Here is a 25,394-nt window from a genome sequence, read left to right on the forward strand (position 1 = left end):
ACATATTTGTTAAAACCATGACAGTGCTTGACTTAAGTGATACAATAGATATCTTTAACAAGGAGTTTAAAAGCCTAGGGTGTTACTGTTTACAAAAAATCATTTTTCGGAGTAACTGATGGAATCAACTGAAAGTGGTATCGGATTTCAGGAATACTGGCAGATTCTGAAGCGCAGGTGGCTGCCAGCCTTAGCTGTATTCGCCTCGGTTGTTGCACTCACCACCTACAGCACGCTGAAGGAAAAAGCAGTTTATGAAGCAGAAGGAAAGCTGTTATTTAAGAAAACAACTCCTGGTTCTGCTTTAACAGAATTGGGAAAAGAAATCGGACAGTTGACTCCTGCGGCGGAGCAAAGTAACCCTCTGACTACCGAGATAGAACTGATTCGTTCTCTAGAAAATGTGGAAAAAACTATAAATAGGCTTCAGTTAAAAGACGAAACAAATAATCATATGAAAACAAAAGATTTATTAAAAAAACTGACAGTAGCTACTATTCGGGGAGCTGATATCCTAACGGTTTCATACAAAGACAAAAACCCAAAAATAGCAGCCGATGTCGTAAAAACCCTGATGAATTTTTATATAGATAACAATCAAAAAGTGAATCGTCTAGAAGCTGTGTCTGTTCGACAGTTTATTGAAAAAAAACTGCCTAATTCAGACCAAGCTATGCGGAAAGCAGCGGCAGAATTGAGCAAATTTAAAGAAGATAATAAAGTTGTCAATCTTGAAGAAGAAGCTAAATCAGCAGTGGCAGTTATGGCGCAACTAGAAAGTCAAATCGACCAAGCTAAGTCTGATTGGCTCAAGGCCAGTGCTCAGTCTAAAGCATTTGAAGACGAATTACAAATGAATCCTCAGCAAGCATTGACCGCCAGCACTCTCAGCCAATCTAGCACTGTGCAGGAAGCTCTCAAAGAATACAAACAAATAGAGCGGCAGTTAGCAATTGAGCAAAATCGCTACCTGGATAATTCGCCTATAATAACTAGGTTAGAAACTAAGAAAGCTACTATGAAAGCTTTACTAGACCAACAAATACAACAAGTTTTAGGCGGGCAACAGCCGTTGCAAAATCAAAGTTTACAGATAGGAGAGGTGAAACCAAAACTGATCGAAGAATTTATCAAGGTAGATGTAGAACGCCAGGGTTTGGCTCAGCGAGTTACTATTCTATCAAATGCTCTAGCTGGCTACAAGCAGCGGGTAAAACTTTTGCCGAAGCTAGAGAAGGAAAAGCGGGAACTAGAAAGAAAACTCCAAGAAGCCGAAGCGGATTATCAGGAATTGCAAAAAAAACTCCAGCAAATTCGGATTACTGAAAATCAGCAAGTGGGGAATGCTCGGATTATCCAAAAGCCGAGTGTTCCGGAGGAACCAGTGCGTTCTCGCAAGTCTTTATTGCTGGTATCGGGCAGCTTGTTGGGAACTCTGCTTGCTATAGCTGCGGCGCTGCTTTTAGAGTCTCAAGATAAGTCCGTGAAAACTATTGAAGAGGCGAGGGAATTATTTGGGTTTACTTTGTTGGGGGTGATTCCTTTCCATAGAAAGTCTGAAAAAAATCCTCGGCGCAATTCCTGGCCGCTTAAATCTACTTCCCTGGATTTAGAGCCATCTCCCCGACAGATTGTTGTTAGGGATACTCCTCATACTTCAAGCAGTGCTGCTTACCGAATGCTTCAGGCAAATCTGAGGTTTCTGAGTTCGGATAAAGAGCTGAAAGTGATTGTTGTCAGTAGTTCGCTACCGCAAGAAGGCAAGTCTACTGTATCGGCTAATTTGGCTGTAGCTATAGCTCAATTAGGACGGAAGGTTTTGCTGGTAGATGCGGATATGCACTGTCCTGTTCAACATCGGATTTGGGAGCTTCCCAATCAAGTAGGTTTGAGCAATGTGATAGTTGGACAAGCTGGGTTTGGGGATGCGATCGCACAAGTCATGGATAATTTAGATGTGCTCACTTGCGGGGTGATTCCGCCTAATCCAATGGCTCTCTTGGATTCGCAGCGGATCACTTTATTAATTAAGCAATTTTCGGCTAGTTATGATGCAGTGATTATTGATGCTCCTTCTCTGAATGTTGCTGCTGATGCTCTGATTCTGGGGAATAAAGCAGATGGAATTTTATTGGTAGTGCGGCCTGGTGTTCTTAATTCGGGTACTGTGGCTTTTGCGAAGGAGCTATTGAAGAAATCAAGCCAGCACGTTCTGGGCTTAGTGGTAAATGGAGTAAGTCCTAAAAACGAACCGCACAGCCATTACTATTTTACCAATGAATCTTACGCTCAAGAGCAGAGTCCTGGTATCAATAAAATAACGAATAACCAGTAACCAATAACAACACTTAACTGTTAACTGTTGTTATTGGTTATTGGCAGCCGCACTCCGAAAGTCGAGCCGAGTCCTTCCCCAGGACTTTCGGCCCAGACACTGCCGCCGTGGAGTTCCACGAGATGGCGGACGATCGCCAATCCCAGTCCCAGCCCGCCGTAATTGCGCGTAGAAGTGCTGTCAGCTTGGCGGAAGCGATCGAACACAAACGGCAAAAACTCCTTGCTAATGCCAATTCCCGTATCGCTGACAACGATCGAAACAGAGTGAACCGGAGACGGCCCAGACAAGATGGCGCCACCCGCTGCTCCCGGTTCCCCATCCTCCGAGAGCCTTATTTCCACGCGACCGGACGGCGGCGTAAACTTAATCGCATTCGAGAGCAAATTCCACACCACCTGCTGCAAACGAGTAGCATCGCCCCTCACCAAGCTCACCCCTTCGCCGCAAAAACTCACCAATTCAATTCCCCGAGCTTCAGCATCAAGGCTCAGCGCCTTCACGGCTGTTTCTACAATCCGCACCAAATCCACCGGGAACAGCTTCAAACACACTTTGCCGCTCACAATCCGGGAAACGTCCAGCAAATCCTCAATCATCTGAGTCTGCAACCGCGCGTTTCGCTCAATAGTCTCCAAACCCACAGCCGTTTTTTCGGCACTCATCTGGCGCTGCCGCAGCATCTGGGCCCAGCCCAAAATCGCGTTCAGAGGCGTCCGCAACTCGTGAGAAAGCGTTCCCAAAAACTGGTCTTTAATCCGGTTGGCCTCCGCTGCTTCCCGGTAAAGCCGCGCATTGTCGATCGCCACCGCCGCATCCCGCGCCAAATCCTCCAGCAAAACCAAATCGCCCTCCCGGCAGCGGCGGCCGGACTCCCCGCACAGCAGCGAAATCGCTCCCAGCGTCCGCCCGCGAGCCATCAGCGGCACGCAGATTGCCGACAGCGCCTGGGATCGCAGCACGAACAGCAGTTCCCTGTCCGGCACAACCGCCTCGATCACCCAGTCCGGTATTTCTGGGTAGAGCTTCGGCTCCCCAGTCCGCAGCACCTTTGCGACTCCGTGCCGTCCCTGGGGGTCTAGCGGCACGCGCTGCTCGATTTGCCACAGCAGAGCGACTTTGATCGGATCTGAGTGAGCAACTGCTTGCAAGCGGATCGAGCCGTCTGCCTCGACCAAATGCACGCAGCACCAATCCCCCAGCGCCGGTACTGCTAAATCTGCCAAACCTTGCAGCGCCTCTTCGTAATCCAGGGAAGCCGACGACAGCAAAGCCAAAGCTTGAGCGCGAAAATAGGCTGTTTGGGCCGATCGCTGGCGATCGTCAATATCCGTACAAGTCCCGAACCATTTGAGAATTTTCCCCTCAGCGTCCCGCACGGGCAATGCCCGACCCAGATGCCAGCGGTAAGCCCCGTCAGATGCCCGTTTAAAGCGGTATTCCACCTCGTAAGTTTTCCCCGTCTGCACCGAGGTCTTCCAGCTTTCTACGGCATCTTCCACGTCATCTGGATGCAGGGCTAGCTGCCACCCCCAGCCTTGAGTTTCCTCCAGCGTCAAGCCAGTATATTCAAACCAGCGCTGGTTGTAGTAGTCTAGCCAGCCGTCGGGTCTGGCAGTCCAAACTATTTGCGGGATAGCTTCAGCGAGGACGCGGTACAACTGTTCGCTGGCTTCGGCTTCGCGGCGGGCGGCCTGTTCCCGCGCCAAGGCTAGATTCCGCTGTTCTTCGGCCTCTTTGCGATCGCTGATGTCGCTAATCACGCCGATCCATTTGCAGGGATTGCCTTGTTTGTCAAGCACTGCTTTGCCCCGATCGATCCAGTGGAGCACTCCGCCCCCCTGGGACTGAACGCGGTATTCCTGAAAAAATGGGGCGGCAGAACTGTCTGGCGCACTCAAATACCGATCGACCGCGGCCAGCACTCGATCGCGGTCGATCGGGTGCAAGATATTATTCCAAGCTGCTCTTGTCCTCGGAAATCCGCCTTTTTCGTACTCCAAATGTTGGTCTACGTGACCGAACCACAGCACGATGCCCGTCTCGATATCCCATTCGTAAATCAAATCGCTGGCACTTTCTGCCGCAATCCGAAACCGCTCTTCAGACTGTCGCAGCACTTCCATAAATTTAAAGCGTTCCGTCACGTCCAAAACCAGAGACAGCACCGATATTAACTGTCCAGACTCGCTGTAAAAAGCCGAATTGTACCACTCGCAATGCACCAACGAACCACCCTTATTATAATTGCTGTTGCGAACTATATTGCAGCGACGCTCGGGGTTTTTTAAACTATAAAATTCTGATTGAACCTCTTCAAAATCACCCTGATAAATAAATTTCCATTCGCTAAAATGCTTGCCTAAAACTTCTGTTTCCTTCCACCCAAAAATCTTCTGGGCTGCCGGCGACCACCCGCTGAGACGAAAGTTTTCATCCCACTCAATCACCGCTAGGGGCGTATTTTCAAAATGAGAAGTGAGTTTTTGCAGCGCGTTGCGCAGGGATGCTTCTACTTGCTTGCGCCCAGTAATATCGCTAAAAGAAATAGCAATGCCGTCGCCCAATTTAACAGTCATCATCCGAAACCAGCCGACAATGCCTTCGCTGTTGTAATAAATCTCGGTATCCAGGGTAATTCCTGTTTCTACAACTTGCACGAAACGATCGAACAAACCGCTATCTTTATGACCGGGCCGCACTTCTAGCAATCGCTTGCCGATTAATTCTTCTGGTGTACTGTGTTGAATTTTTGCGGCTGCGGGATTGACGTATTCCCATTCAAAATCCACAATTGTGGATTCGTCACGAATACTGCGAAACACGTTAAATCCGTCTAGAGATAATTCCTGAAAAACGCGGAAGCGTTCTTCGCTTTCTTGCAGCTTGCCTAAAGCGTCAAGCAGGAGTTCCTCGACTCGCTCGCGCTGCGTTATTTCTGCGAGCAATTGCTCGTTAATTTGCTGGAGTTCGGTTGTGGGGAATGCGACGGAATTTTTAATGGCAGAGTCGGCTTGCCGCCGATCGACCTTTTCAGTTCCCAGCACCGTATTTCCTGCTAAAGAGGCCGCCCCAGCCAAAGCCAACATTTGAGGAATCCAGGGTATCAGGGACGCTACAGCCCACAGAGAGATGATAGCGGTAACGGCCGCGATCGAACTTGACAGCCAGTAGCTGGGATGCACCAGCATCCAAACTTGCATCAAATGAGTTGTCCCGCCGCAGAAAAACCAGGCTCCCAATAGGAGTAACCCCTTGCTCAAAGGCACGTCCCGCTGGTTCCGGGCAAAGTAGTATGTCAGAATTGCTGGAATTGAATAAAAAGCCAAGGCAATTAACAAATCGCTGACCGCGTGCAGTCCCATCAACTGGGGCTGCCACTGGCAACATCCACCTTGCAGAATAAAATTGTGGTTAAATAACATAATCTTAAGAAATTGCAGCATTTCGGCTTTCCTGTGCGATCGATCCTACTTGCACTTGTGTTGCTGACCCGCTAATTCCTAGTTTATACAAAAAAAAACAGAAAACAACAGTGGCTTTAGTCCGGGGATGAAAGTTCACTGCTGGTTTTAACCGGCCTGCAATATTCGTACATTTATTGAGAGATTTAGGGACAGTCAGGTATTATAATGCCCAAGGAGGTAAGAAATTCAAGGCGAGTTTTAAAGTCCAAAGCATAGGGAGAAACCAAGCAATTTAGCGCAATTGATGAACCGATTGTGACTGTGGATTTCATTCAAAACGTTGAGCTACAAGCTTGCAAAACTCGATGAATTTATCTGTATTGAATCCATTTTTTGATGATTTTTCTGATTCAGAAATCCCTTCAATATTGGAGAATCGACCTCTACTTAGGGGTTCATAAATCCTACCCGAGGAAATTGATTAGTAGAGCCAAGCATCCCCGCGTCTGGCCCCGGAATCAAAACTAATCTGTACCTGTATCAAAGTCTACTAAATTCTTCTACTAAATCGGTTAATGTCACAGATTATCTTCCAGTAAAATTTCTGAAACCATCTCGAATTAAACCTCCATGCGCTTAGAGCAGCTTCAAGCATTTCTTTCAGTTGCTGAAACCGGTAGCTTTCAGCAAGCGGCCCGGAAGTGCGGCGTTACCCAATCGACTATTAGCCGCCAAGTGCAGGGATTAGAAGCGGAAGTCGGTTTGTCGCTGTTTCACCGCACGGCTCACGCGAAGCTGACAGTGGGAGGGGAACGCCTGCTACCTCACGCTCGCAAAATCTGTCAGACTTGGCGAAATGCTGCTGAAGAATTGGGAGACTTGTTGGCGGGAAAGCAGCCGGAACTGTGCGTGGCTGCGATTCACTCGGTTTGCGCTGCTTATTTGCCGCCTGTGCTGCAAAAGTTTTGCCACGACTATCCTAACGTGCAGTTGCGGGTGACTTCCCTGGGGAGCGATCGAGCTCTGAAAGTCCTCAAAGACGGTTTGGTGGACATAGCGGTGGTGATGAACAACCGCTATTTTACTCAAGCCCCGGAAATGTTGGTTGAGGTGCTCTACAATGAGCCGATCGAGGTGTTGATGGCGGCGGGTCATCCCCTGGCCCAGTACGAACGAGTACCTTGGCCGGAATTGATTTGTTACCCGCAAGTGGTGTTTAAGGACGGGTACGGAATGCAGCGGATGGTGCAAGAACAATTTGGACGCATCGGTGCTAAACTTCATGCTGTTTTGGAACTCAACACTCTTGATGCTTTTCGGGGTGTGGTGCGACAGGGAGAATTGATTGCTTTGCTGCCGCATTCAGCTTTGGTGGAGGCCTTGGGCGATCGCACTTTAGCAATTCGGTCGATCGCCCAAGAGCGGTCAAATTCCAAGGTTTCGGCGATCGGCCAATCGGCGATCGATCCGACTTGGACTCGCGAAGTGGTGTTGGTGACAACTCACGATCGAATGCAAATTCCGCCGATCGCCCATTTCTGGAATCTGGTACGCGAATTTGTGCCGCCTTTTGATGTAATCAAGCTAGAAAAATCAGGCAGTTAATTCGATAATTTTGAATTGATAGTTCGGAATTTTAAATTTAAAAAGGGTCAAATATTACCAATTACTAACTACCAATTACTAACTACCAACTACCAATTACCAACTTCAAAAGTTATGAGTGACGCATTTAGAGAATTGCTGCGAAAAATTGGCAGCGGAATACACACAGGAGAAAACTTAACTCGCTCCGAAGCAGCAGCAGCCACGCGGATGATGCTGCTGGGAGAAGCAACACCGGCTCAAATCGGAGCTTTTATGATTGCCCACCGCATTAAACGGCCCACCGGCGAAGAATTAGCCGGAATGCTGGATGCTTATGAAGAATTGGGGCCTGTGCTTGCCCCCCCAAACCGAGAAAAAGGGTTTTCCGTCTCTACCGTGGCCGTGTTTGGCGTTGCTTACGACGGGCGATCGCGCACAGCTCCTATTAGCCCTTTAACAGCCCTAATTTTAGCCGCCTCTGGAGTCCCAACCATCATGCACGGGGGCGATACCATGCCAACCAAGGAAGGCATTCCCTTGATTGAAATTTGGCGCGGTTTGGGAGTAGACTGGAGCAAACTCCGTTTAGAAAAAATTCAGCAAGTTTTTGACAGTACGGGTTTAGGTTTTGTTTACCTTCCCAAGCATTTTCCTCAAGCCGCCGCTTTAGTGCCCTACCGCCGCGAAATCGGCAAACGGCCGCCTTTTTCGACAATGGAGTTGATGTGGTGTCCCTGTGCTGGCGACGTTAACGTCATCTCCGGCTACGTCCACCCCCCCACAGAAGGTATGTTTCAAAAAGCCTTTGAGCTGCGGGGAATCAAAAATTATACCACAGTCAAAGGATTAGAGGGAAGCTGCGATTTGCCGCGCGATCGTACTGCGATTATCGGCATTGCTAAGCCGGACACTGAGTTTGAGCGAGTGCTTTTAGCTCACGGAGATTACGGTTTTAGCAGCACAAATCCTGCCTTTCAATCAGGATCTGAGTTATTAAAACAAATGCAGGAAGTGTTGCTGGGTAAACCCTCGGAATTGATGCAGTCTGCTATCTGGAACGGCGGATTTTATCTGTGGCGCAGCGGAGTTTGTTTGGATATGAGTTCGGGTTTGATTGAGGCAGAAACTTTATTGAGCAGTGGTCAAGTCGTGCAAAAACTTGAGGAAGTTAGCCAAGCCGTTAGTGTTTTGAGTTGAAAATGATTAATCGGGTTTTGTGCGCAATGCGCAACCTACATTTATATTTTTTTCTTGTTACTAATGACTAATGACTAATAACTAATGACTAATCATCAAATTGCTGTAATTGTGCTTGCAGGCGGTCAAAGTTCGCGGATGGGTAGGGATAAAGCTCTGCTGGAAATTGAGGGCAAATCCCTATTGCAGCGGGCGTTGGAAGTGGCGGCAGTTGTAACGCCAGCAGTTTATGTTCTGACTGCTTGGCCCGATCGCTATCGATCGACCTTAACCGAAACATCCCAATTTCTGGTAGAGTACAATCCGGGCTCCGGGCCCTTGGTTGCATTGACTCAGGGATTGACAGAAATTGCCGCCGAGTGGATTTTACTGTTAGCTTGCGATTTGCCTTTGTTGGATGCCCAGATTATTCAGAAGTGGGCGAGTCAGTTAACAGAGTTTCCCCCATCAACTTTAGCAGTTGTGCCTTATCAAAATTCGCGCTGGGAGCCTTTGTGCGGCTTCTACCGCCAACAATCTCTGCCCAGTTTGCAAAGTTTTATTGACCAAGGGGGACGTTCTTTTCAAATGTGGTTAAATCAAATCCCCGCCATCCCTCTACCTGTCGGGGAACGAGAAGCAGTAATGTTATCGAATTGCAATACATTAGAAGAGTTTGAGCAGTTAAAAGGTAAAATGAGTAACGGTTGACAGTTGACAGTTGACAGTTAACAGTTAACTGACTAATGACTACTGACTAATGACTAATGACTACTGACTACTGACTACTGACTAATTACTAATGATTAACGAATATTGGTTGCTCGATCGCCATATAACTTTCCTCAATCACGGCTCTTTTGGGGCCTGTCCGATTCCCGTACTGGAAGCGCAAACCGCTTTTCGGGAACAACTGGAAAGAGAACCTTTGCGCTTTTTAATGCGGGAATTTGAACCCTTGTTGGATAATGCGAGAAATCAGTTAGCCGCATTTATCGGTGCGAGTGAGGATGAATTGGCTTTTGTCCCGAATGCGACGACGGGAGTAAATGCAGTTTTGCGATCGCTCTGTTTTTCTCCGGGAGACGAATTGCTAACTACAAATCAGGAATACAACGCTTGCCGCAACACACTTAATTTTGTAGCCGAGCGTACAGGCGCTAAAGTAATAGTAGCAGAAGTTCCGTTTCCAATTGAGTCGCCCGAACAAATTATTGAAGCAATAATTAAGTGCGTTTCACCGCAAACAAAGTTAGCTTTATTAGACCACGTTGTCAGCCAAACAGGTTTAATCTTTCCCATCAAACAGTTAGTAGGCGAGTTAGCTAACCGTGGCGTGGATGTATTAGTAGACGGAGCTCACGCCCCGGGAATGGTAGCGCTGAATTTAGATGCAATTGGCGCGGCTTACTATACGGGAAATTGCCACAAATGGCTGTGCGCCCCGAAAGGTGCGGGCTTTCTGTACGTGCGGCGCGACAAGCAAGATGCCATTCGCCCAACTACGATCAGTCACGGTGCTAACTCGCCGCGCGCTGATAAATCGCGCTTTCAACTAGAATTTGACTGGATGGGAACAGTCGATCCTAGCCCCTATTTGTGCGTGCCTGTAGCTATTGATTTTATGGGTTCTTTGTTGAGCGGCGGCTGGCCGGAATTGAGGGCAAAAAATCATGCTTTAGCATTGGCGGGGAGAAAAATATTGGCGGAGAAATTAGGTTTGCCACTGCCCTGTCCCGATGAAATGGTGGGTTCGATGGCAGTTGTGCCACTCGCAGACTCCCAGTCTGATGCGGTTGCAAAGGGAGGAATTCCACCTTTGCAAGAGGCGCTGTGGGAAATTTTTAAAATTGAAGTTCCGGTGATTCCTTGGCCGGATGCTAGTAAGCAGTTGGTGAGGATTTCGGCTCAGTTATACAATACTTTGCCGCAGTATCAATATTTAGCTAAGGCGCTGGTTGAGCTGACAAGAATTTGAGCAGGAGCTTCAAAAAAAACCTAACACCAAACTACCAACAGTTATACAGCAGATTGCAGCTTTATGAAGTACACCCGCCTATCGATTAATTCCCGTAGGGAAACGGCACTGCCGTGTCCCTAGTGCTTAATCAACCTGGGATACGCTGTAGGTTTGTAGTTTGGTTTCGGTTATTATAGTTTGGGTGAATAAAGAGTATTCCTGATTACTCCAAAGGTAATATTGGTTATAAAAATAGGCACAATTAGATAAAAAAATCTGCAAAAAATCACCTTTAACCCTCTTTATTTTTGTGATTATTTACCTAGCATAAACACGTAAAAAAAAAACAGCTATAAAGCCCGATTACCCTAGAGTTAGCTCATCCGCCCCAGCCGAAGAAAGTTGGTAAATAACCAGCGAGATTTCTTAATTTAAAATAGGGTGGTCAAATCCGATAGTGCACAACTTCCTCGCAACAGAATATAATGTATCAAGACTTGCATTTTCGCAGAGAAAAGAAATGAAATGAAAAGAGGAAAATACCATGTCCAATGCCATGATGGTAATTTACCCCTATCGCGAACACTACACCTGGGTTTTTGACGACGAGCGAGTCGGACTTGTCCGAGAACCATTTGTTCAGGGCGTCCCGGAAATGATTAACGTGCTTGTCGCAGACATTCCCAATGCCGCTCAAGGTTTCCGACTCTTATTTTCAGCCAATCCATTTCCCGGATATCAAGCAGAAATGCTGTGGTTGAAAGCAGAATACGGCGGTAACTGGTATCGGTGGGAATCGAAAAATCTCGAAGGCTGGCTGTGTCCGGCTATGTTCAAATATTTTCGAGAAGCACCGCCCAAGTTTTACTGCAAAGCTGAAAAAATGCAATAATCAACAGCAAGTCAATGAAAAACTTGTCAATCTTTAAAAGAAACTTTGTTAAACCAGTCGATCGAGAATCTCGAAAAAAGCCTAAATTATTCCTGTACATAGTGGGGCTCTTTTTCCTGGTTTTCACAGCCGCCATCTCCGCCGCAATCGGGGCAATTAGCGCCCTGTTAGCTCCCGTGGAACCGCCAATTATCAGTAGAGTCTTAGAGGCTACCGGCTTTAACTATACATCATCCAACTCTGGATACCGCCTATCGCGCCCAGTTAATATCTTGATATTGGGAATTGACCGCGTGCCGGAAGCTGCAGCCAATGGCCCTAAGATTTTTGAGGGTCGCAGCGATACAATACTCTTATTGCACCTCGATCCTAGAGATAAATCTATTAGTTTGCTTTCAGTTCCGCGAGATACTCAAGTCGAAGTTCCCGGAATTAGCTTCAGCAAAATTAGCGAAGCCAATGCCACGGGAGGAGCAGCTTTGGCGACGCGATTGGTTAGCAGTATGCTGAACAATACGAGAATTGAACGATACGTGCGAGTCAGCAGCAATGCGTTTCGGGAATTAGTCGATTTGTTGGGCGGAGTTGAGGTGTTTGTACCTCGCGCGATGTCCTATACAGATACTGCCCAAAAGTTAAAAATAAACTTAGCCAAGGGATGGCAAACTCTCAGCGGAGAACAAGCAGAACAATTTGCTCGATTTCGCAATGACGGTTTAGGAGATATCGGCCGCATTCAGCGGCAGCAATCTTTAATTCAAGCTATTCGGAACCGCCTCGCAAGTCCATCAGTACTTGTGCGCTTGCCACAAATTATTCGATTGATGCAAAAATATGTCGATACAAACCTAAATTATGAGGAAATATTGACGCTGGCCAATTTCGGTTTGCAATTAGAGCGAGATACTTTTAAAATGGTAATGTTGCCTGGAAGTTCTAGTTCACAACAAGGGGATTTGACGAGTTATTGGATTTTAGATGCGATCGGGGTCGATCGCATTATGACACAATATTTAAACCCGGGCGTGCCAGATTTTGCACAAGGACGAATTCCCAATCCCAGCGAGTCCGTTTTGCCCAAAAACCTCAAAATAGCTGTCCAAAATGCTTCTAGCAAACCGACAGCAGCCAAAACCGTTGGTGAATTTCTCACAAACAAGGGGTTTTTTAATGTATCTGTAGTGCAGGATTCGCCCGAGAAGCAGCGTCAAAGTCAAATTATTGTTCAGCAAGGCGATTTAGAGGCAGCGAATCTACTGCAAAAAGAGTTAGGCGGCGGTAAAATTGAAGCATCTTCTACGGGTGAAATCAATTCTGACTTGACACTTCGCGTTGGCGAAGATTGGGTAAAGCGATTTTAATTAGTCAGTTGTCAGTTGTCAGTTGTCAGTTGTTAGTTGTTAGTTGTCAACAGTCAACAGTCAACAGTCAACAATGCCCAGTTCCCAATTCCCAATGCCCAATGCCCCATTCCCCATTCCCCATTCCCCATTCCCATCATCATGAAAAGTGTTTTCCGAATTTTCCTCAGCCTGATTTTAAGTTTAGTGTTGGCTTTTGGGTGGGTGCTGCTGAGTGCTACTCCGGCATTTGCCCTGCCTAAAACAAATATTAATTACACAAATATTAGTTTGTCCGATCGCGATTTTTCCAACTCTGATTTAGCAGGGGGAACATTTGTGGCTGCTGAAATGCGGGGAACAAATTTTCAAGGTGCTGATTTAACTAATGCGATTTTGACTAAGGGAGTTTTGCTGAATGCTAACTTGTCAGGTGCCAACCTCTCCGGTGCTTTGGCAGATAGAGTTACATTCGACGGCGCTAATTTAACGAATGCTAATTTTTCCGAGGCAATTATGACTCGAACTCGATTTTATGATGCTGCAATTTCCGGCGCTGATTTTAGTGACGCGATAATCGACGCTTATCAAGTGAATATCCTGTGCGAGAAAGCAGATGGTGTCAATCCCGTGACGGGAGTTTCTACCCGCGAAAGTTTGGGATGTCCGTAGGAATTCACACTTAAAGAAAATCCCTGGCTAATTATTTGATTAGATGCACCTGTAGCGAGGTAAAATACACACATTAAAGCCCCTCTCCTGCAAGGCGAGGGGTTTGAGGAAATTTCCAAGTCTCGGCTCTATCGAGCGCTACAAATGCCTGTGGTGGTAGTACCAACTATCAACTCGGAATCTAACTGCAAATCTAAATCGGTGTCGGGATTAACAGCATACAAATCGACTTTATCTCTCCCCAAAAACACCCCGATCAAAGTCCCGATTCCCGCACCCCCCAGCACCTCTTCAGTCGCGATCGCCCGATCGCCCGTAACACCTGCGATCGCCGCCGCTGCTGCAGCACCCAACGCCGTATTCTTAACCAGATTACCAACATTAACGCCCTTGGTAACAGTTTCTTTCCTCGTAATCAGTTGCGAAGTGGCATTGAGAGGCACTCTGCTGCCGTTGATGATACTTAATTCTTGAGCCACAAACTGAACGCCCGAAGCAGTCGATCGCAATTCGCCGCTAATTTTCGAGCCTTCGGGTATCAGCACTTGGCTATTACTACCCGTGATATCCGCAGCTACAGTCAGCGTAATCGGAGACTTGTCATTGGGGCCGAGCAAAATCTTGCCTTTTGCATACTCGACTGGAATAGTCGCCCCGCTGGGAATTTTCACAGCAACAGACTCGCTAACATCAATCTTGGCAATGTAAGGAGAATTAATTGCTCTTGCTTGATTGGTACTCACTAATGTTTGATAGATAAAAGCAGCTACTTCAGCTCGCGTTGCTGATTTGTTCGGTTTGAGAGATTTAGGATTGGGATAGCTGACAACTAACTGTTTTTCAGTAGCAGCAGCAACGCTTTTGACAGCATAACTTTGAATCTCACCCGCATCATTATAGTAGCTGAGAACATCTTGAAAATTGCAGGTAGGCTCATAGCCCATGCCGTTATTTAAAGCGACTACAACTTGAACGCGAGGAATCTGCTGTGCCGGTCTGAAAACATTGCCGGGATAGCCAGACATCCATCCCATTTCGTAAGCTTCTGCGATCGCCCCGCTTGCCCAAAAATTAGACGGAACATCGGCAAACCCCACGGCTGCGCGGGTTTTTGCCTTTTTCACAGAACGGATCATTGCCGCGAATTCAGCCCGCGTTACTGGTGCATCCGGGCGAAAACTGCCATCGGGAAATCCTTTGATAATTCCTCTTTCTGACAAATCTTGAATAAAGTCTTTTGCCCAGTAGTTATTATTAACATCCGAAAAAGCTGTCTGAGCAAAAGAAGGCGCGGGAGCTAACATCGGCGCTGCGGTTGCGGCAACAGTTCCCAGTGTTAATAAAACAGATGTACCGGATTTAATGCGATGTAATACAGACATTTTTGATTCTCCAATTTACACAAGTTTTTTATTGAGGACAAGCAAGCTGTTAATAGGCTGATTGATTCGTGCCGAACTTGCTCTTTCCCTCACTTATGTAATCATTGTTGAATGTTTTTATTTTTTGTGGGGGGAAGATACGGTCTTTTAAAATAAATATTTTTATTCTTAGTGTGGATTATAAAAGGCTTAAATTCCTTAAAATCCTTATGTTGCTTATCTCCCTTATCTACCTTGTCTCTGCAATTAACAGGATTTAGAGACAAAGCGGTTTGATATGCGATCGCGATCGCATACCAAATTGTATGAGATTGATTTAACAAAAAAGCAATTGCCTGTCGCTAAAATTTAACCATCGGCGATCGCAATATTTTGGCTCTACATTAAATTGAATACAATTTTTTTTCAATTTTTATAGGTAGTATTGCAGTAGGGGTGAGTTAATTGTGCGTTTTTTAAAGTTCCTAAACCCCCATCAGCTTTTCTTGTAATATGATCGATACTATTAAATCTGCAAGGCAGATACCCTCTACAAATTTTACAAACTGGCCAGCCTGGTAGAGCCTCTCTGATAAACGCAGATGCTTTGGTTTCTCTAGAAAATTCTTTACTCTGAATTTCCCCAGTGTCGGCTTTCTTTGGAATTTTCAGAGTCGCAAATCTTTTATCGCCGGATCTTATTTCTGTGATAACATTCTTTTTATCTATACCTCCTGACAACTTATTAATGACTTCTAAGTAGAAGTCTCTCACTAGCTCTCTAGCTTGTAATGCGTCACTCTTCTTGGCAACAAGTTGTGGAACCATATCATAATTCCAAATTACCCATTCAAAGTCTTTTCTTACCTCGATCAATTTAGACCAAGATTTAGTTTGTTGTAAATGTAAAATTAAACTAACCACCCCATAAAAGGAACCAATTTTTGGCTTTCCTTGTTGAGTATAAAAGTATACCAATGGATGTAAACCCAGAGATGAAGGATCTTTGCTATTGATTCTTTGAGCCACTTTTTTGCACTGCTTTAGTAGCTCAATAGTTTTATCGCCTGTTGAATCTTCTCCCAACTGATTATCGGTTGATATGTTATTGACAATATTTATAAATTCTAAAATCAATTCCAGCTTATCCGAAGATGAAAGATTCCCCACAATTGGTACATCTAAGGTTTTAATGGGATTTGAAAGTTTGGGCTGAAATATAAGTTCGTGTATTTCTTGCGCTACTGTTTCAATCTCATCCTGTTTTTCTTCAGAGAACTCCGACCAATATTTATGACCATTACCACTTCTCACGATCGCACGCGCAGCCACACCATTAGGTGTTTTACGTGCTAGTAGCAACCTCATCTCAGTCTCGCTAATCGGGGCTGCTTTCTGGTTGATTTTGAAAAAAGATTCCTCCGCTTTCCTAGCATCACCTTCAACCCATTGAAGTGAAATCGCTGAAGCCCCTAAGTTCCTGGTTCTTTCCAGCATTTTAGGATTAACTTGACCTGCTTGTGAAGTCAATGATTGATAATCTTTGTAAGCTCCTATTTTCTCTTTAATTAGTTTTCGAGTTTCTTTTGCCGCCTCTTTCTGTTCGTCAGTGATGTTACCGTCATAAAATTGTTTAGAAATCTTACCATCCCCATAATCATCATTAATCCAAGCAAGTAACGAACTCAGTCGATGAGAACCATCAACGACAAAATAGTGGCTACTACCTCGCCAAAGAATAACTGCGGGAATTAAATCTCCATCTAAAAAACTTTCAATAAACTCGCATATTTTCGCTGCATCCCATTCATTAGTTTCTCTTTGAAAATCCGGTTTTCGTAAAAACGGATAGAAGAAAGAACTTTGTTCTAGATCGCGAATACCTATAGTGAGGATACTTCTTCCCATATTGCGTTCGTACTGATCTTTAATTTCAAATGCTTCTCGAGGAATAAGTGCATCTAGACTAACTGGGGAATTTTTGGTTGCCATTTTAAGTACCGATTGTTACTTTTTAGTATTTCTTGAGTTTTCGCTTGATAATCTTCTTCCGTTTGAGCCTTGCAAATAAGGTCAATTTTGATGGCTGAATCAGGCGGCGTATCGCCAGTTCAGAGTGCCGCCAAAGTTAGCCACGATGACTAATGACTAATAGCGGCTAGCGGTTCCCAACTTGTCGCATCTTCAAATAAAGATTGATACCCCGCTGCATTGGGATGCAGCCCGTCAGCAATCAGGCGCGATCGCCACCAACCACTGCCCCGATTTATCCATTTATCAAAAATATCTAAATAGGGAATTCCCCGCAACTGACAAGCTAATTTCGTTGCTTCCTTATACCGATATTGGTCGGCATGACTGTAGTACAAACAATCTTGAAAAGGCATTTTACTTTCATCCACCGGTACCATCCCGACAAATATCACCGGACAAAGTTGTTTGGAAGTGTCTAATAAGTTATCCAAAACTGTTTTAAAATGTTCAAACTCAGTGTAGTTGCGCCCGGTAGGCGACTGCACTCTCGCCGAATCGTTGAGGCCTACCGAAAGAATAATCGCATCCGGGACGCGGTTTCTCAGTTCGCCACGGTGGCGAAACTCGTTTTCCAGGCGCTGGGAGACTTGATAGGTGCGATCGCCCCGAACGCCCAAATTGTATAAAACGTGTCCTGCACTCTCCGGTAACATCCACTGTCGGCGCAGTCTTTCTACCCAGCCACCGCCTACACCGTCGCCGAAACCGTAGATTAAGCTGTCACCGAAAGCAACCAATTTGAGGGGATGAGAATTTCCCCGATGCAAGTGACCAAAGGAATAGGCTGTTGCTGCCTGCATAAGCAATGATACTCAGTTAGTAATTTATGAATCTTGACATACTAGACTAGAATGTAACATTACATAAAGTAGGTAGTCTCATGGTTAAGCGTCCAACCTTCGATTCAACTCAGCTAACCCGTCGGGCGGAAGAGTTGATCGGTGCTGCATCCAACCGCTATCGGATTACGGTACAGGTGGCGAACCGCGCAAAACGCCGTCGCTATGAAGATTTTGACAATATGGACGACCATCAAATGAAACCTGTAATGCGGGCGATATTTGAGATGTCGGACGAACTGACTCAGCCGGAAATTATCGGAGATATCTAGACTTCGGGAGTTTTGGGTTTTGAGTGGTGAATTGCTCGCAATTTTTTTAAACTCAACACTCAAAACTTTCTTAAACTAGACTTGCGCGCGGGGCGAGAAACCCGGTTTATTCCTAGCTTTCTGGTTAAGAAACTTCTGATTTTTCTAAGAGGGTGGATGAGCGTAAATCCTAAAATTATCAACTAGGACATCTGCTTGCCGGTAAGTTTATGAAATTATTCTATTTTTGAAATAATTGTCAAAACCGTGAATAAATTAAAGCAGGGCTTAAGTTTTCTGTTCGTTACTTTGAGTGTGGCGATTTTCACGCTTTTGAGTTGGGTATTGGAATCGGGCGAATTGAGTATGTCGGCTTTGGAACCTTCGCTGCTGCGGAGTTCTGAGTCTGCGTCCGTGCAGCGGGTGGCTCAACAATCTGCGCCGTCGCAAGTGAGGGTGCAAGATGCGTGGAAATTGGTGTATGAAAAATTGCCGGATTTCCCGATCGAAAATAACTACATTTCTAAGGAAACAGGAAAAGTCGATCCTACCAATACTTTAGTCGGGCGGTTGATTAGATATCACGTATTTGTCAAAGGACGCCCGCCCAATTACCGATTTGATTGGAAGTTGAGTTTAGCTGACTATTTGGGGGCGACTCCCGATTATTTGGTGGAAAGCGTGTATCCGGGAAAGGACGTTTTGCGTTCAAATCCAATGGAACAGGATCGTGCTGCTATTCAAAGGTTAAATAGAGCGCAGCGGGATGCTTTGGTTCAAGCTTTGGTTGATGTTTTTACGGAGAGTTCCGGGGGTGGACGCACACCGGCGGGGGAAAAACCACAAGGGCGATCGAATTCCCCGGAGATACCGCAGCCGCAGCCGGGAGATGCGAAGTTGCTGGCACCTTAATACTCATGGATGCAAAAACCGGGTTTTTTAGGGAAATACTGCATCCCGGCCTTTAACAATGGTAAAAAACCCGGTTTCTTTCGTATTTATGGGTAAGTTCTACAAATCTAAAATCCAAAATCTAAAATCTAAAATTCCTCAATGGTGGAACGTGTAATTAAGACTGGTGTTGGGTGGCGTTTGGGATGGAACCCGGAGGCGGAGGAGTTTAAGGGTTTGGTGGCTGGCGACGGTTGGGCGATCGAACTTACGGAGGCTGAGTTGAACGATTTTTGCCGATTGTTGGGACAGTTGGCGGCCACCATGAGTCAAATTGCCTCTGAGTTAATGGAAGAGGAAAAAATCGCCATTGAAGCCGAAAGCGACTTGCTGTGGGTGCAGGTGGAAGGTTATCCCGAAACTTACAGCGTGCAATTGATCTTAAATGCTGGCCGGAGGTGCGAGGGTTTTTGGCCAGCGGCTGCGGTTCCGAGTTTGGTGCAGGCCGCAAAAGTTTTAAAAGTTTTTTGACTTTCTATAGAATTCCATGCTAAGCTATTAAAGCTGTCGGGGCGTAGCGCAGCTTGGTAGCGCACTACTTTGGGGTAGTAGGGGTCGTGGGTTCAAATCCCGCCGCTCCGATAGATGGAATCCTTGAGAAATCAAGGATTCCATTGTTTTTTGTAAGCGCGTCAAGTCGTCCTCCCTCTTGTGATAATCGGTCACAATCGGTCAGCAAGTAAGATCGAATTAAGATCCAAAAATATGGCATCTGGCAAGGTTGCGATACAAAATCTCAAAGGCAGGCTGCGGTTGGCGTGGTTGTGGCGGTAAGCAGTTCTGGTTGTCGATCGGACTGCCGGAGACTCCACCAAGTCGCAAAGCGGCAGAAATCAAAGCGCGGACGATCGAACTCGACATGGGCAGCGGTAACTTTGATCCGTCGCTGGCAAAATACAAGGCTCCGAAACAAGCAGAGTCGATCTGTGTTGTCGAATTATTCGATCAATTTATGGAGTACAAGCGCCGCAAAGTAGAAGAAGGTACATTTGCCAAATACCTCGCTTTTCAGAAGCAAATTGCTAATTTTTTCAAAAACAAGGCAGCTATTTCTATTTCCGAAAGGATGGCTGAGAATTTTTGCGAGCATCTAGCCAAAACCTTAAAGCTAGAGCCTATTACTGTGTGAGAAGGTATCGCAATAATTAATGCTTGCTGGGAATGGGCCCAGAAAAAAAAGTGGGTAATAGAAAATCCTTGGGCTGAAGTCAAAATATCGGTGCCGCCAAAATAACCTGCCAAGCCATTTCCATTAGCGGAAATCAAGTTAATTGTTCAGAAATGTCGTATCCATCCAGACCTCAGCCACTATGCCAATTACATAGAATTTAAGTTTGGAGTTGGCCTTCGCACCTCCGAGGCAGCGGCGCTTCTGTGGCGACATTGCTCACAAGAGTGCGATCGGATTTGGATCGGGGAAACGAAACGGTTAAAGGGGACAAGGGTAAAGCAGCCAAGCGCAACAAAGACCGGACGGTGCCGCTAACTATCGAACTTCAGCAAATACTTATCAACCGCAGACCAAGCAATTTTCAACCAGACGATCCTACTAGGACTCACAGATTGTTTTTGGCGCTCTCGCCAATATTCACAGTATTCTGAAAGAGTACCATCTGGATACTTTTCCATCATAAGAGAAGAGCCAATTGAGCCTTGTGCGAGTGTAAGACACTTTTCATACTTCCACCATGTTTTTTGGGTTGAAGATGACCAGTCATTTGTTTTTGTTTCAAGAGTTTCTGGACAAAGACTTTACTCACATCAAAACGAGCGGCTCCTTTCCGAATTGATGTATCACCTTGTTGATATGCTTTAACTATTTTTTCACTCGTCTACCTCAAATAAGGTTTCATTTTTTCCGCTTATCTACTGAACTCAGTGTACCACATATAAATGGAAGATGCTGTAGCTCTCTACTTTGTGGTAGCAATCCCTAACTTAGCTCCCTTAATTCGGCGTAATATATCCATAACTTCCACAACATTTCCGTGATAGACGCTTTTATCCGCATTCAGCACAATTAATGAGTTCGGATTTGACCCTATCACCTGTCGCACCCTACTCTCGATCTGGTCTAAGTTGACTGACTTTTTATCAACCATTAATTTTCCCTGAGCATCAATGGTGACGGTAATTTTAGAAGGTGCTTCCTGAACTTGAGAGGTTGCTGCTTTCGGTAAATTTACAGGCAGACCCTCGGATTTGGATAAAGACAGAGAGGAAACAATTAGAAATGTCAATATGGCGAAGACCACATCAATCATTGGCACGATGTTAATCTGGGGAATATTATCAGGTTCATCGGGTAGACGCATAATTAGATTCTCTTAGTAGTTGTTCGTAGCGGTGACGGTACAGTAACTCTAACTGGCCTCCGGCTTCCTGAATAAAAGCTATCTGCTGTAAGTAAAACCCGCGAAACATATTGGCAAATAGGAGCGTAAAAATTGCCACCACTAACCCCAGTGCCGTAGAGATGAGGGCTTCGCTAATCCCAGCGGTAACGCCTGCGGCATTGGTGCCAGCGGCATCCCCCAGTTTGAGGGCACCAAAGGTAGTAATTAACCCCAAAACTGTTCCGAGCAACCCAAATAACGGGGAAAGGCTGATAATGGTGTCAAATATTGTATTGAATCGCTTCAGGATGGGGATTTCTGCCTGAGCGCCACTCTCTAGGGCCAAACGAAATTCTTCGATGTTGGGCGAGTCTAATTCTAAAGCTTCTAAAAAAATCCGGGCTAGGGGCAAATCGCCGTTTACTTGTAACTTTTTGATGGCCGAATCGGGGTTTTGACTGTATATCTGTAGCACATCCCGCACGACTCGCCGCTGCCGCCGATTTACCTTAAACCAAAAGGCAAGACGCTCTATGATCAGCGCTACTGCTGCGATTGACGAGGCAAACAGCGGCCAAGCAACAATGCCTGCGGCCTGAAAAATGTAAATGAGACTATCCATTGGTTTGTACTCTCGCTAGCTCTGTTGAATGATCGCAAGCTGCCTAATGGTGCAATTAGCCCGATCGAAGGCTGGTAGAGTTTCTGCGTCAAGTCGGTATAAGTGATTCAGACTGCGAATTGTTTCACTCAAGCGCGATCGCGATGGCACAAACGCACTACCTGTATGTGACTATTTTCGTCTTTACCCAAAATGCTTCTACTGCGATCACGACAGATTTTTCTCCCAGTGCTTGCTTGCTAAAGATTTGCGTTAGGACTTGACAATAATCTTCAATAATTTAAAAGATTCTCAACTAGGTTTCCACAAAATTCAGGGTTTGTCAAGCCATCATCCACACTTTTAAATAAAATTTATTTATTACTTTACTTAAATTGACTAAAATTACTTATATATAATATTCTCAGAAAAGCTTGAGAATGTTGAAATTTGTTGGTAGATTACGGGCTAGAGTATTGCATTTAAGGCATTTTGGAAGCTTAGCCTGCCCGAATCCGAACATTGACAGCGCCCATGGGAGCAAGGTAGGGGCCCCCAAAGGAAATGCTGATTGGTAGCGTCTACTCGCTCTATCAAAATTAAATAATGAAAATTAATTGCAAGAGTCTTGAACAGGGTGACAGTCTTCTTATAGGATGGGTAGGTTCATCATTGATAGCAAGCTCAACCGGCATTTGGTAGCTTGTTTCGGGTTATGTGGGGGAGCCAGCGAGGACGTTGCCAACCCATCCATCAAGGAGATTCATAAGGCATGAGTTTTTCAAATGTTTCGGCGACGCAAAGACAACAACAAGAAGAAGCTCTCAAAAAAGTTCTGGCGCTCAGTCTGTTAGCCTCAACCTTACTGCACGGTGTCGCGCTACCGTTGAGCCTCAAGTTGGTCAAACCTGCTGAATTTGCAGAGGATGCCATTGAAGTTGTTGTGCTTGATGAGCCCAAAGTAGAGGAAACCCAGCCAGAGCTAGCTATTCCAGAAAAGGTATCTCCCCCGCCTGACACGTTCAAACCAGAACCACCACCAGAGCCAGCTCCCGCAGAGGAGCCACCGGTAGCGGCAACGCCCCCGCCGATTCCAGAGGAGCCACTGGTAGCGGCAACGCCCCCGCCGATTCCAGATGAGCCACCGGTAGCGGTAACGCCACCGCCGATTCCAGATGAGCCACCGGTAGCGGCAACGCCACCGCCGATTCCAGAGGAGCCACCGGTAGCTGCAACGCCCCCGCCGATTCCCAAGGAGCCACCGGTAGCGGTAACGCCACCACCAGAGATTAAGAAAGAGTTGCCCTTAACGGAAACTCCGCCACCAACTCCTCGGGAGCCTTCCCCCGCACCTCAACAGGATTTCAATTCCCCAGAAACTCCTAAAACCCCGATCGCCAACGAACCCGAAAAGCCCTCGCCCGCTCCTCCAAAAAGCGAACCACCCGTTACCGCCTCCCGCCCCAAGAGTGCTGGAAGTTCCACAGACATTACAAAAGATGCTGGAAATTCCAACTCCTCAGACAGCCCTGAAAACCAGCCGCCTGCTTCGGCGGGTAGCGGGGAACCTTCCTCAGAGCCATTAAATCCTTCTTCCGGGCCCATACAGCGATCGCCCGGGGCTGGGTCGCCAGTCACAGCTACTAGGCCAGGAGGCGGCGGCAATTCTGGAAATGCGATCGGAGGTTTAGGAAACCTTGCCTCTGGAGGCCCCGGAGGCGGAGGCCCCGGAGGCGGAGGCCCCGGAGGCGGAGGCCCCGGAGGAAGTGGGTCGAACTCATCATCTGGCGCCAGCGAAAATGGCGACATACCTTCCTCAGAGCCATTTGGGGATGGTTCGGGACGATTGGGGGGATCGTCGAGGGCTGGCTCAGCAGGCCCGGGAGGTGGAGGCCCGGTCGGTGGAGGTCCTGGAGGCGGAGGCCCGGTCGGCGGAGGTCCTGGAGGCGGAGGCCCGGTCGGCGGAGGCCCTGGAGGAAGTGGGTCGAACTCATCATCCGGTGGAGGTGGAAATGGCAGCGGTTCGGGGTCAGTGCCAAAACCGACAAATCCAAGAAGAGGGGGGAGTCCTTCGCGCCCTTCCGGCCCGCCTCCCGGCACTTGCATTAGCTGCGGTAAACCTGAATATCCGAGCGCAGCCAGAAAAGAAGGGCGGCAAGGCAGAGTGGAAGTCATGTTTGACGTTGACCCCAACGGTAAGGCATTCAACATCGCGATCTTGACTTCGAGCAATCACAACGACTTCGATAGCGCAGCGATTAAAACAGTAGAAAAATGGAAATTTGCCTCATCAGACAGTGGCATTCAAGGAAAAACAGCATCCATTACCTTCCGGCTCAATGACTAGGGATTTTTTTCAGAGTCTAACAATTTGGCTGGGAATTCTATAGCACCGTCCAAGGAATAGCAAAGTTAAAAGTTGAATTTTTTGTGAATTATGAATTTGGGAATGTCGTCAGCAATATTAAGTAAACTTCAGCGAGTTGGACTCGCTCTATTACTTGGTTCCAACTTGGGAATGGCTTTGTTGTTTGCCAACCCTCACAGCGCAATGGCAGGAGTAATTACTTTACCCGATGGCGGACGTTGCGAGGGAGAATTGAGTGAGGGAAAACTCAGCGGCCCTGGCATCTGTCAATATGCCAACGGCGATCGCTACGAAGGTCAATTTCTCAACGGCAAACCTCACGGTCAAGGCATCTATACCTTTAAAGAAGAAGGTCGATACCAAGGAGAATTTGCCTTGGGTGAATTCAACGGTCAAGGTGTCCGCGAATTTCCTAACGGCAACCGCTACGAAGGCAGTTTTAAAAACGGTGAATTCGATGGTACAGGCACTTTTACCTCAACTAACGGGATTCGTTACGAAGGCTCTTTTACCAATAGTTCTCCCAGCGGTCGAGGGGCTTTTACCTTCAGTAATGGCACTCGTTGCGAAGGAGATATTAAAGAAGGAAAAGTTAACGGCAAAGGCGTCTGTCAATATGCTAATAAGAACCGCTACGAAGGAGAGTTGCTGAATAATCTACCTCACGGGCAGGGAATTTATACCTTTGCTGAAGGAGGCCGTTATGAGGGGCAATTTAGTGAAGGGCAATTTCACGGTAAAGGGGTTCGCGAATATCCGAACGGCAACCGCTATGAAGGAGAGTTTGTGAAGGGCAACACTCAAGGTCAGGGGTTGTTTACTTTTAAAGAAGGGGGACGTTATCAAGGGTCGTTTGACAATGGAGAATTTAGTGGTGAAGGTGTCCGTGAGTTCGCCAATACAAATAGCTATAAAGGCACTTTTGTCAAGGGTAAGATGAGCGGGAAAGGAGTTTACGTTTTTAAGAATGGCGATCGCTGTGAAGGCGAATTTAGCGAGGGTCAGTTCAACGGTAAAGGTACTTGCATTTACGCCAATGGCGATCGGTATCAAGGTGAATTCCTCAACGGCAAGAAACACGGTCAAGGTTCTTATCTATATGCAGATGGAACGAAGGTAGAGGGCAATTGGCAACAGGGGCAGCTCCAAAAATAACCTTATAATCTATCTCCCCCTACTTGTTTACACCCCCTCCTCACCAATGACATTAATGCGCTTTACAGCCTACACATAGGCGTTTTATAGCCTTTTTAATTGGGTGAGCGTAGGGGAGGGCTTTTAATT

The 25,394-nt window shown here is 46.5% G+C and carries 21 protein-coding genes and 1 tRNA gene; 16 read left to right on the forward strand and 6 right to left on the reverse strand.

The genetic code is table 11. From position 1 onward, the window contains the following. Window positions 1-118 precede the first annotated feature (118 nt). Window positions 119-2,335 carry a polysaccharide biosynthesis tyrosine autokinase gene (locus QUA78_RS00430; RefSeq protein ID WP_333299671.1) on the forward strand — a complete coding sequence of 739 codons (2,217 nt, stop codon included), beginning with the start codon at window positions 119-121 and terminating at the stop codon, window positions 2,333-2,335. A gap of 20 nt (window positions 2,336-2,355) precedes the next feature. On the opposite strand, the gene QUA78_RS00435 is transcribed toward QUA78_RS00430, so the two are convergent. Then, window positions 2,356-5,781, reverse strand: coding sequence for a PAS domain S-box protein (locus QUA78_RS00435; protein ID WP_333299672.1), 3,426 nt, complete (start codon window positions 5,779-5,781; stop codon window positions 2,356-2,358). A 591-nt stretch (window positions 5,782-6,372) separates the two neighbouring features. Between QUA78_RS00435 and QUA78_RS00440 the strand changes: the two genes are divergently transcribed. The 7 genes from QUA78_RS00440 (at window position 6,373) to QUA78_RS00470 (ending at window position 13,369) form a co-directional block, all read left to right on the forward strand. Then, complete coding sequence (locus QUA78_RS00440; RefSeq protein ID WP_333299673.1) at window positions 6,373-7,347, forward strand: LysR family transcriptional regulator; 975 nt, start codon at window positions 6,373-6,375, stop codon at window positions 7,345-7,347. 114 nt (window positions 7,348-7,461) lie between these two features. Beyond that, window positions 7,462-8,526, forward strand: a complete 1,065-nt coding sequence (locus QUA78_RS00445; protein WP_333299674.1) for an anthranilate phosphoribosyltransferase family protein — start codon at window positions 7,462-7,464, stop codon at window positions 8,524-8,526. An 84-nt stretch (window positions 8,527-8,610) separates the two neighbouring features. Continuing rightward, window positions 8,611-9,216 carry a molybdenum cofactor guanylyltransferase gene (locus tag QUA78_RS00450; protein WP_333299675.1) on the forward strand — a complete coding sequence of 202 codons (606 nt, stop codon included), beginning with the start codon at window positions 8,611-8,613 and terminating at the stop codon, window positions 9,214-9,216. 91 nt (window positions 9,217-9,307) lie between these two features. Continuing rightward, window positions 9,308-10,483: an aminotransferase class V-fold PLP-dependent enzyme gene (locus tag QUA78_RS00455; RefSeq protein WP_333299676.1), complete on the forward strand. Its 1,176-nt coding sequence runs from the start codon at window positions 9,308-9,310 to the stop codon at window positions 10,481-10,483. Between the two features lie 526 nt (window positions 10,484-11,009). Beyond that, window positions 11,010-11,357 carry a DUF6717 family protein gene (locus tag QUA78_RS00460; RefSeq protein WP_333299677.1) on the forward strand — a complete coding sequence of 116 codons (348 nt, stop codon included), beginning with the start codon at window positions 11,010-11,012 and terminating at the stop codon, window positions 11,355-11,357. Between the two features lie 14 nt (window positions 11,358-11,371). After that, complete coding sequence (locus QUA78_RS00465; RefSeq protein ID WP_333299678.1) at window positions 11,372-12,718, forward strand: LCP family protein; 1,347 nt, start codon at window positions 11,372-11,374, stop codon at window positions 12,716-12,718. A 141-nt stretch (window positions 12,719-12,859) separates the two neighbouring features. Beyond that, window positions 12,860-13,369: a pentapeptide repeat-containing protein gene (locus QUA78_RS00470; RefSeq protein ID WP_333299679.1), complete on the forward strand. Its 510-nt coding sequence runs from the start codon at window positions 12,860-12,862 to the stop codon at window positions 13,367-13,369. A 128-nt stretch (window positions 13,370-13,497) separates the two neighbouring features. Here the strand turns inward: QUA78_RS00470 and QUA78_RS00475 are convergent, their stop codons facing one another. From QUA78_RS00475 to QUA78_RS00485, 3 genes are all read right to left on the reverse strand, one after another. After that, a complete protein-coding gene (locus QUA78_RS00475) occupies window positions 13,498-14,751 on the reverse strand; it encodes an S-layer homology domain-containing protein (RefSeq protein WP_333299680.1) in 1,254 nt (417 codons plus the stop codon). Window positions 14,752-15,156: 405 nt separating this feature from the next. Beyond that, window positions 15,157-16,722: a GmrSD restriction endonuclease domain-containing protein gene (locus tag QUA78_RS00480; RefSeq protein ID WP_333299681.1), complete on the reverse strand. Its 1,566-nt coding sequence runs from the start codon at window positions 16,720-16,722 to the stop codon at window positions 15,157-15,159. 149 nt (window positions 16,723-16,871) lie between these two features. Then, window positions 16,872-17,564: a GDSL-type esterase/lipase family protein gene (locus QUA78_RS00485; protein ID WP_333299682.1), complete on the reverse strand. Its 693-nt coding sequence runs from the start codon at window positions 17,562-17,564 to the stop codon at window positions 16,872-16,874. Window positions 17,565-17,644: 80 nt separating this feature from the next. On the opposite strand from QUA78_RS00485, the gene QUA78_RS00490 reads away from it, so the two are divergent. From QUA78_RS00490 to QUA78_RS00515, 6 genes are all read left to right on the forward strand, one after another. Then, on the forward strand, window positions 17,645-17,875 hold the full coding sequence (locus tag QUA78_RS00490) for a DNA-directed RNA polymerase subunit omega (RefSeq protein WP_172188796.1): 231 nt from the start codon (window positions 17,645-17,647) through the stop codon (window positions 17,873-17,875). 246 nt (window positions 17,876-18,121) lie between these two features. Further along, on the forward strand, window positions 18,122-18,766 hold the full coding sequence (locus tag QUA78_RS00495; protein ID WP_333299683.1) for a hypothetical protein: 645 nt from the start codon (window positions 18,122-18,124) through the stop codon (window positions 18,764-18,766). Between the two features lie 141 nt (window positions 18,767-18,907). Next, window positions 18,908-19,276, forward strand: coding sequence for a DUF1818 family protein (locus QUA78_RS00500; RefSeq protein ID WP_333299684.1), 369 nt, complete (start codon window positions 18,908-18,910; stop codon window positions 19,274-19,276). 37 nt (window positions 19,277-19,313) lie between these two features. Next, window positions 19,314-19,387: transfer RNA gene (locus QUA78_RS00505), tRNA-Pro, on the forward strand. 139 nt (window positions 19,388-19,526) lie between these two features. Further along, complete coding sequence (locus QUA78_RS00510) at window positions 19,527-19,934, forward strand: hypothetical protein (protein ID WP_333299685.1); 408 nt, start codon at window positions 19,527-19,529, stop codon at window positions 19,932-19,934. 245 nt (window positions 19,935-20,179) lie between these two features. Then, window positions 20,180-20,407, forward strand: a complete 228-nt coding sequence (locus tag QUA78_RS00515; RefSeq protein ID WP_333299686.1) for a hypothetical protein — start codon at window positions 20,180-20,182, stop codon at window positions 20,405-20,407. 311 nt (window positions 20,408-20,718) lie between these two features. Here the strand turns inward: QUA78_RS00515 and QUA78_RS00520 are convergent, their stop codons facing one another. Together QUA78_RS00520 and QUA78_RS00525 are read right to left on the reverse strand one after the other, a co-directional pair. Beyond that, window positions 20,719-21,120 (reverse strand): biopolymer transporter ExbD, encoded by a 402-nt coding sequence (locus QUA78_RS00520; protein ID WP_333299687.1) that lies wholly within the window; start codon window positions 21,118-21,120, stop codon window positions 20,719-20,721. Beyond that, on the reverse strand, window positions 21,104-21,763 hold the full coding sequence (locus tag QUA78_RS00525; RefSeq protein ID WP_333299688.1) for a MotA/TolQ/ExbB proton channel family protein: 660 nt from the start codon (window positions 21,761-21,763) through the stop codon (window positions 21,104-21,106). Before QUA78_RS00525 ends, QUA78_RS00520 begins: the two co-directional genes overlap by 17 nt. Window positions 21,764-22,514: 751 nt before the next feature. Between QUA78_RS00525 and QUA78_RS00530 the strand changes: the two genes are divergently transcribed. After that, entirely contained in the window at window positions 22,515-24,089 is a 1,575-nt protein-coding gene (locus QUA78_RS00530) for a TonB family protein (RefSeq protein ID WP_333299689.1), read from the forward strand. A gap of 102 nt (window positions 24,090-24,191) precedes the next feature. Continuing rightward, window positions 24,192-25,265, forward strand: a complete 1,074-nt coding sequence (locus QUA78_RS00535) for a hypothetical protein (protein WP_333398492.1) — start codon at window positions 24,192-24,194, stop codon at window positions 25,263-25,265. Window positions 25,266-25,394 lie beyond the last annotated feature (129 nt).

The sequence above is a fragment of the Microcoleus sp. K4-B3 genome (genome assembly GCF_036704615.1).
Lineage (GTDB): Bacteria > Cyanobacteriota > Cyanobacteriia > Cyanobacteriales > Microcoleaceae > Microcoleus.